The sequence below is a fragment of the Pseudomonas sp. ok266 genome (assembly GCF_900110195.1).
Classification (GTDB): Bacteria; Pseudomonadota; Gammaproteobacteria; order Pseudomonadales; family Pseudomonadaceae; genus Aquipseudomonas; species Aquipseudomonas neuropathica.
On the sequence record NZ_FOCU01000029.1, the window covers coordinates 1 to 9,198 of the forward strand.

At 60.1% G+C, this 9,198-nt stretch carries 3 protein-coding genes; 2 read left to right on the plus strand and 1 reads right to left on the minus strand.

The window, feature by feature from the left end:
• Both BMY54_RS30735 and BMY54_RS29680 read left to right on the plus strand, forming a co-directional pair.
• On the plus strand, window positions 1-2,484 hold a 2,484-nt coding region (locus BMY54_RS30735; protein ID WP_175559689.1), incomplete at its 5' end, for an Ig-like domain-containing protein.
• Between the two features lie 578 nt (window positions 2,485-3,062).
• Window positions 3,063-3,422 carry a DUF6124 family protein gene (locus tag BMY54_RS29680; RefSeq protein ID WP_093442682.1) on the plus strand — a complete coding sequence of 120 codons (360 nt, stop codon included), beginning with the start codon at window positions 3,063-3,065 and terminating at the stop codon, window positions 3,420-3,422.
• A 204-nt stretch (window positions 3,423-3,626) separates the two neighbouring features.
• Here the strand turns inward: BMY54_RS29680 and BMY54_RS29685 are convergent.
• A partial coding sequence (locus BMY54_RS29685; RefSeq protein WP_139213460.1) for an Ig-like domain-containing protein occupies window positions 3,627-9,198 on the minus strand: 5,572 nt, incomplete at its 5' end.

Below are 9,198 nucleotides of genomic sequence, written 5' to 3' on the forward strand. Positions count from 1 at the left end.
ATCGGCGAACCGACACGCCTGCCAGCTCCCATCGCAATCGACCAGATCAGTGGCGCGCTCGACCCCAACGCGCCCGAATACCGCATCTGCATTCCCTACGATCCACTGATCACCCCGGAGAACGCGATCGAACTGAAATGGTTCGGCACCCGGCCCGACCTGACCACCTACGATCCGGAACTGGACTGGTATTTCCCCAGCGAAGACGAGGCCAATGACCCCAACGGTTTCATCATCACCGTCGAGGGTAAACACGGCAAAACCCTCGAGGGTGGCACGCTGCATCTGTCGTACAACCGGCTGGCCGATGAAAACGGCACCATCACCCGCCGTGCCTCACTGCACGCCTCATTACTCAACGTCGGCGAAGCGCAACGCGAACTGGTCAAACCTATCGTGCTGGGTGAAAAGGATGGCGTGCTCGAACCCAAAGACCTGCCCGGTGGCGCCAGCAAAATCACCGCGCCACGGCCGGTGCCTGTTCCGAGCGAGGCCAACGATATCGTGAAGTATTTCTGTATCGTTGAAGGCAATGAGCCTGTTACCGACTCGAAAAAACTCAACGCTTTGTCCAAGGACAAAAACGTGGATTTCCCGCTGAACGCGGCGTTTGTGGCCCAGCATTTCGAACCTAATCGCGAGAAAAAAATGCAGGTGCACTACGAAATTTTCCGGGCAGCGAGTAATAGAACCAGTTATTCGAATGTGCTGGAGTTTGTCATCGGCGAGCCGGTGGCACTCGATCCGCCAACCATCGATTCGGTTAAGGGCTCGCCAAGCGGCAAGGACATTGACGAAGGTGGCACCACCGTTGAAACCAGCGTGGTACTGAGCGGCACGGGCGCCAAGGGCAAGAACGTCGAGATACGCGATGGCGCCATCGTCAAGGATCAGGTCACGGCGGATCCGGTTTCTGGAATCTGGACCTACACCGCGTCGGGGCTGACTGTGACGAAACACAGTTTCACCGCGACAGGAAAGTACGGCGCCGAACCCTCCTCCGCGGCCTACACGCTCACCGTCACGGCCGTCATTGTGCCGACGCTGAGCAATGTGCTGGACGACCGCAACAAGGAAGTGCCGGAGGGTACAAGCACTTTCAGTACATCGCTGATACTCAAAGGCAGCGCCAGCAAGGGGCAGGATGTCGAGGCTTTCGATGGCAACGGTTCAGGCGCGGTATCGAAGGGAAAGGCGACAGCGGATCAAACTACAGGCCTGTGGGAATGCACGATCGAGGTTGCAGTCGGCGCGCGCCGGTTGTACGTCAAATCCCTTTATCACCCCAGATCGACCTATTCCAATGTGCGACTCCTGACCGTGGAAACCCTCAGGGCGCCGACGTTATCGTCCGTCAAAGGCTCGCTGAGCGACAACGAGATCCCCGAGAATGGCTTCACCGTGGAAACGGCCGTCATCTTGAGCGGCGTTGCCGCAGCCGGGCGAGACGTGGAAGTGCTCGACGGTACGGATATCAAAGGTAAAGAGACTGCCGATGGAGTAACCGGCATCTGGAGTCTGCCCATTGCAAACCTGAGTAACGCCAAGCACAGTTTCACCGCCAGATATGTGGAACAACCGACCTTGGTATCAGCAGCCAGAACGCTGACAGTAACGCAAGCTACCGCTCCGACATTAACGTCAGTCAAAGGCTCGCCGAGCGACATCGAAATCCCAGAAGGCGCAGAGACTACGGAAACAGCCGTGACGCTCAGCGGCGCTGCCGCCAAAGGACAGAAAGTCGAGGTCTTCGATGGTATCGAGCCAGTAGGGACACCTCAGGCGGATGCCAAAGGCGCCTGGAACTGGGCAGTTTCAAACCTGAAAGAGGAAAAGCATAGCTTCACCGCCCAGGCACTCTATGGCGAAGGGCAAATATCGGAACCTGCGCGAACCTTGACGGTGATCAGTGAGCTGATCGTGGATACGTCACCTCTGAACTTAAACCAGCTGAATTACTCGATCGACATGATCGCAGCAGGTTGGCTAAGGACAGGCAACGATCCAGCAGGGACCTCCGAAACAAGGACAGTGAGCGGCGGCTTGCCCCCTTACTCATTCACCACAAACGCGCCTCAAATCGCATCCGTAGACGGTGACGGTTGCATCCGAAGCGAAGGAAATGGAGAGGCTGTCATCACCGTAAGCGACGCCTTGGGTCAAACAAAAACAATCACAGTCAAATGCAGCAACGTCAGAAGAGTTCTCATCAGCCCCAACCAAATGGTCCCATCATCAGCACTGGCATGGATTGACGCCAATGGAACGCGACTACTTACCAGCAATACTCAAATGGTCCAGATCCTGAAAACCAAATATTTCTCCGAAATAAGCTCTCTCCATTACACAGGAGCAACGAGTGATCCATCTTGGCCATGGACGGTGCTCATCGCCGATTACTCTTTATATCCTAATGGCCAATACATCAGGCACACGATTGGAACCAATACACACCCGTGGCCCGCCATGACCCTCCAAAGATGATACTTGCTTCGGCAGCGCCAAAGGTTAGCGGTAAAACCGGAGCAGACTTCAGAGTATTTACCAGGACAGATCAAAACTTAAACCATCAGGTCAGGCTCCATCGTCGTTGAATGTGCCGGCGTCTTCGCGAGCAAGCTCGCTCCCACAGGGAAACGCATTCCAAATGTGGGAGTGAGCTTGCTCGCGAAGGGGCCAGTGAAGTCAGCGCAAATCGCCTTTTAAACTCAGGTGTTGAAAAGACACCTTAAGACACGCCTTTCAGGCTACAAATTCTTGCGCCATTGCCTACAGCTACGCCAGAATCCGCCGGCTTGTGCGCCTTGGGCTCGGGTTTTATTGTGGGTTGGTCGCTGACGAATCAGCGATCGGGTTTAGCGATCCGATACCTTACAGACGCTCAATCTCCAGTCTCAATTGCAGCTTTGTCTATCTGCACTTGGCGTCATGGTGGCTGTGCGTGGGAGACCTTCGGGTCTACCCGGGGTTTCTGTGACCCGGATCGCTAACCTGCGTACAGCCGCCACCTTTACTTGTTTAGCGATGAGCCGTGGCGGCCAAATCAACCACGGAGTCTCACCATGATCAAACCAACACCCAACCCACCCGAAATCGATCTCGCCTCCCCCTACGAATCCCTCGATTCAAAAAAGCTCAACGACGCCGCCGAACGCGCCCTCGATCACTACCTCTGCCCACCCGGCTCCACGCCACCGCCACGCAAAACCCGTCGAATGTACGCCGTTACCGCTGACTTCAAAAATGAGGAACTGCTGGCCGATGCCAGCGAAACACTCGCCTCAGCCAGAACCATCGCCCATGACTTCGCCCACCTCATACCCGCGTCGCAACGCAGGACGCTGTTGGGGGTCGCGCAATTGATCATGCTCGGGGAGCTGGCGGTGAATCGGGTGATGGATAATCTGGAGTTGCCGGGTTGATGCAGGCGTGATCAACCGCTGAGTTATGCGGCGCCAGACCTGGCGCTTTCGCGAGCAGGCTCGCTCCCACAGTTAACCGCACTCCAATGTGGGAGCGAGCCTGCTCGCGAAGGGGCCAGAATGAGCAACGCCATACCATCAGACAGAAAAAACCCGCCGTCCCGATTGATCGGGGCGGCGGGTTTTGTCGTTTCAGCCCTCAGTTCAAACCGTATCCACCTTCAACGAATGATCATTCAACATCCCGCTGATGATCGTCGCCGTGTCATGCCCACCGGCAACCACGCCGCCCGCCCCTGGCGTCACACCGTAATGGCTGGCGAGGTTGACGCCGGCCAGATCAATCGTCTGGTTCGGCGTGGCGCCGGCCATGGCGCTGACGTCGATGCTGGTGAGCAGCGAGGCGCCGCTGCCGGTGACGGTGAAGTGCAGGTAGTCATCCAGTGAGGCGGTAGTGCCGTTTTCGCCTTGCAGCAGTTGCGACAGGTCGAGCTTGTCGGTGCCGGGGGTGAAGTCGGTGATCAGGTCATGGCCGCTGTTACCCTTGAGCCACTGGAAGGTGTCGGCCCCTGCGCCACCGGTCATGGTGTTATTGCCCATGCCGCCGATCAGCAGGTCATCACCGCCACCACCGTTGAGGATGTCGTTACCCAGGCCACCGTTGATCACGTTGTTATTGTTGTCGCCGGTCAGGGTGTCATTGAAGTTCGAGCCGACGAGGTTTTCGATGCCGGTCAGCGTGTCCGTCCCCGCGCCGACGGTGTTTTGCGCACCGAGCAGACCGAGGTTGACCGTCACCCCGGCGGTGGCGTGGGCGTAGCTGGCGGTGTCGATGCCGGTACCGCCGTCGAGCAGATCATTGCCCGGGCCGCTGTAGAGCAAGTCGTTGCCGGCGCCGCCGTGCAGTTCGTTGTTGCCGGAACCGGCGGTGAGCACATCGTTGCCGTCGCCCGCGTTGAGGATGTTGTCGCCGGTGCCGGCTACCAGCACGTCATCCCCCGAGGTGCCGGTGAGGGTGTGGCCGTCCTGATAGCTGATGGTCACGTTGGCCGTGTCGCTGCCGCCGTGGTTGTCGTTGGCGGTGTAGCTGCCGTGGAAGTCCGGGGTGAGATCGTGGGCCCCGGCGTAATTGACTGTCATGGTCAGTTGGTAGTTTTCCGCCGCATTCGGGTTACCGCCACTGGTATTGCTGATGTTGGTGACGTGGATCTGGTAGGTGCCATCGGCGCTGGCGGTGATGGTGCCGCCATCGGCAATCGCGACAAACGCGCCACCGTTGAGCGAATACTCCAGGGTGACGTGCCCGGCCGCCAGGTTGTGATCCAGGTTCAGCGTTTCGCCCTGTTTCAGTTTGACCGTGATCAGGTCTTCATCGTTGGCATTGGCGTTGGTCACCGCGCCGAGGTAGCCGCTGATCACCAACACCGCGGTCATCGCTGCGGTGTTGGCGGCGAAGGCATTGCGCACATCGGCCAGGGTCTGGTTGGCGGCAGTGTTGCTGTTGCCGTTGAACGTGATCGCACCGGTGCCGGTGAAGTCCGCGCCCTTCGCTATCCAACCAGTATTGAAGGTGGTCGGTGTGGCGTTGAGCGTATCGCCATTCGGATCGGTGTCGTTGGCCAGCAGCAACTCGCCCGGCACCACGATGTTGCTCGACAACACGTTGGTGATGACGTGATCGTCCACCGCCACGGGTGGCGCGTTGGGGATCACTTTCACGGTCAGCGTCGAGCTGGCGAGGTCGCCGTCGTTGTCGCTGAGGGTGAAGCCGATGTTCTCGGTAATCACCACCGCCGTGGTTTTCTGCGATGTGTAGCTGTAGTCGCCGGTGTCGAGGTTGATCACCAGGGTGCCGCTATTGTTGGTGGCGATGCTCAACGTGTTGTTTACGGTGTTAAAGGTGCCATGGTTGACGCCACCGGTGGCGGTCAACGAGCCTTGGCCACTGAGGGCTTTCGGATCGTAGGTGTAAGTGGTGCCGTCAACGACGATGGATTTGATGAAGCCGCCATCGGCGCCGAAGGTACCGCCCTCGCCCAGCAACGAACCGGTGACCGGCGCGCCTTCTACGGTGCCGGACAGCACCGAGTTGAGCTGATTGAGATCGGTAACCACCACCGCGTTGGTGTTGGTGTGGGTGATGCCGTCGTACGCCAGCGGATCAAGGTTGGCGTTACTCACGCCGCTGCCCAGGCCAATCGCGTAGTTCTTGATGTTGTTGGCATCGAGGAAGTTTTTCAGCGCGGCTTCATCAGCGGCGTTGATGTCGCCCTCGTTGGGTTTGCCGTCCGAGAAGAAGTAACCGACGTTCTGTGCCCCGGTGAGTTTGCCCGAGGTGTTGAACGCGGTTTGCATGACCGCCACCGCGGCGTCGTAGTTGGTGCCGCCACCCGCCGACAGACCGGCGAGAATCGTCTTCGCGGTCGCCACATCGACCCATACCGACGTTCTGTCAGTGGCGTTGCTGCTGAAGGTGACGAGCTGGACTTTGACATCGCCGAGGTCATCGTACTTGTCGAGCAAGGCACTGATCGCCTGCTTGGCCAGGTCCAGCCGCGACAGGCCCGGCACACCGGAGGCGTCGGCCATACTGCCGGAGATATCGAGCACGATGAGCAGGTTGGAGTCGATCTCCACTGCCGCCACCGAACGATCCGACGCAACGGCTTTTGGCACGTCGTCGACGATGTTCACCACAAGGGTGCTGGTGGTGCTGTTGCCCAGTGCATCGGTGGCTTTGTAGGTGAAACTTTCGCTCAGGGTGTTCGCCCCGTCGTTGGCGCTCGGCGAGGTTTTCGGCGCCGAGGTCAGCGTGTAGGTGTAGGTGCCGTCGGCGTTGAGCTGGATCTGCCCGTAGCTGCCGGTGGCGCTGCCGACCAAGGTGTAGGTGATCGCGCCCGTACCGCCGGTAACTGCGCCGACCAGCGTGCCGGTCGCGGTTTCACCGGTGTTGGTCGGATCGCTGCCGGTGACCGTACCGGCGGCCAGATCCTGGCCGTCCTTGGTCAGGTCGAGGGCTTTTTCATAGACCGTTACGTCCTGATCGACCGAGGCCACCAGCTTGCTGTCGGCAACGTTGACGGTGATGGTTGTGGTGCTTTCATCGCCGTCGCTGTCGCGAATGGTGTAGGTGAAGGTGTCGGTGGCGCCCGGTGGGCTCACCGAGTTCGGGTTGCTGTGATAGACGGCGTTGCCCGCCGCATCGAGGGTCAGGTAACCGAAGTTGCCGTTGATGTTGCTGTTGAGGCCGCCGATGGCCGAAGTGCCGGTGTTGCTGCCGGCGCGCACGCCGACCACCGAGGCTGCGCCATCGGCGCCGCTGATGTCATTGCCCAACACGCTGATGTTGACCGTACCACCCTCCGCCACCGAGCCGGTGTCGGGTTTGGCGGTCGGCAGGTCATCGATGATGTTGACGTTGATCTGGCCGCTGGCGGTGCTGCCATCGGTGTCCGTCGCCACCACGTTGAAGTTCTCGGTGAGGCTGTTGGCACCGTTGGCGGTCGGATGGGTTTCGTTGTCGACCAGGGTGTAGCTGTAACTGACCACGCCAGTGGCTGGGTTGTAACCGGTGACGGTGAAAGTGCTGCCCAGCGGCGAGACGACGGATTGCGGGAAACCTGCGGCAACGCCATTGGTGACCACGGCAATGCCGCCGACGGTGAGGGTTTGCAGACCATCGAGCGCAGTGACGGTGAAGGTGCCGCTTTGGGTCAGCGCCGGGGTGTCGGGGCTGGTGCCGTCGCTGAGGTTTTTCTCGTAAACGGTGAGTTCGCCGCCATTGACGTCGAGGCCGTTGAGCAGCACCGGATCGTCGTTGTTGTGGATGTTCAGCACCAGGTTGGCGGTGCTGGTGTCGCCGTCGGCATCGGTCAGGGTGTAGGTGAAGGTTTCGGTACCGTTGCCGCCGCCGTGCAGGTTTTTGAAGTCGGCATCGTTGGGGTTCAGCGTGTAGGTGTACGTGCCGTTGGCGTTGAGCACCAGCGTGCCGTAAGTGCCGGTGAACGTGCCGGCGGTGATCGGCCCGGCATTCGGTCCGGTCGCGACCACATCGGCGCCTTGCACATCGTTGGTCAGCACATTGCCGGTCAGGGTCAGTTGCGTTTCCGAGGCGCTGTTGGCGTTGCTATCGTTCATCGCCTTGGGCACGTCATCGACGATGCTGACAACGATGGTGCTGGTGACAACGTTGCCCAGCGAATCGGTGGCCTGATAGGTAAAGGTTTCGCTCAGGGTGTTGGCGCCGTCGTCGGCATGCGGCGTGGTGCTCGCCGGTGAGGTCAGGGTGTAGGTGTAAGTCCCGTTGGGGTTGAGGACGATCTGCCCGTAGTTGCCGGTGGCACTGCCAACCAGCGCGTAGCTGATCGCGCCGACGGCGCCGGTGACCGCGCCGACCAGGGTGCCGGACGCAGTTTCGCCGGTGCTGGTCGGATCGCTGCCGGTGACCGTACCGGGCGCCAGATCTGCGCCGTCCTTGGTCAGGTCCAGCGCTTTCTCGTAAACGGTGACGTCGGTGTCGCTGGTCGCGTACAGCTTGCTGTTGGCGACATCGATGGTGATGGTGGTGGTGCTTTCATCACCGTCGGAATCGCGCACGGTATAGGTGAACACATCCACCGCGCCCGGGCCGTTCACCGCGTTGGGGTTGCTGTGATAGACCGCGTTGCCATTGGCATCCAGGGTCAGGTAGCCGTAGGTGCCGTTGATGTTGCTGTTGAGGCCGCCGATGGCCGAAGTCGAGGTGTCGGCGCCGGCCCGCACGCCGACCACTGCACCGGTCACGGCCGGGCCGTCGGCGCCGCCGATGTCATTGTCCAACACATTACCGCTGACCGTGCCGCCCTCCGCCACCGACGCTGCGTCAGGATGGGCGCTGGGCAGATCATCGACAATGTTGACGTTGATCTGGCCGCTGGCCGTGCTGCCATCGGTGTCGGTGGCGACGACGTTGAAGTTCTCGGTGATGCTGTTGGCGCCGTTGGCGTTCGGATGGGTTTCGTTGTCGACCAGGGTGTAGCTGTAACTCACCACACCGGTCGCCGGGTTGTAACCGGTGATGGTCAACGTGCTGCCCAACGGCGTGACGATCGATTGCGGGAAGCCTGCGGCCACGCCGCCGGTGACCACGTTGATGCCGCCCACGGTCAGGGTTTGCAGACCGTCGAGGGCGGTGACGGTGAAGGTGCCGCTCTGGGTCAACGCGGGAGTGTCGGGGCTGGTGCCGTCACTGAGGTTTTTCTCGTAGACAGTAAGTTCGCCGCCGTTGACGTCGAGGCCGTTGAGGTAGACCTGATCGTCGTTGTTGTGGATGTTCAGCACCAGATTGGCAGTGCTGGTATCACCATCCGAATCAGTGATGGTGTAGGCGAAGGTTTCCGTGCCATTGCCACCGCCGTGCAGGTTTTTGAAGTCGGCGTCATTGGTGTTGAGGGTATAGGTGTAAGTGCCGTTGGCGTTCAGCACCAAGGTGCCGTAAGTCCCGGTGAACGTGCCCGGGGTTACCGGCCCGGTCGGTACACGATCGGCGCCTTGCACATCGTTGGTCAGGACGTTGCCGGTCAGAGTCAGCAAGGTTTCCGACGCGGTGCCAGCGTTGCTGTCATCCACCGCTTTTGGCAAGTCGTCGACGATGTTCACATCGAGGGTGGCGTTGGCGGTGGTGCCGTTGTCATCGACTACGGTGACGGCGAACTGCTCAGGCAGATTGTTCGCACCGTTGGCGGTTGGGTGGGCTTCGTTGTCGACCAGGGTGTAGCTGTAGCTGACCACGCCGGTG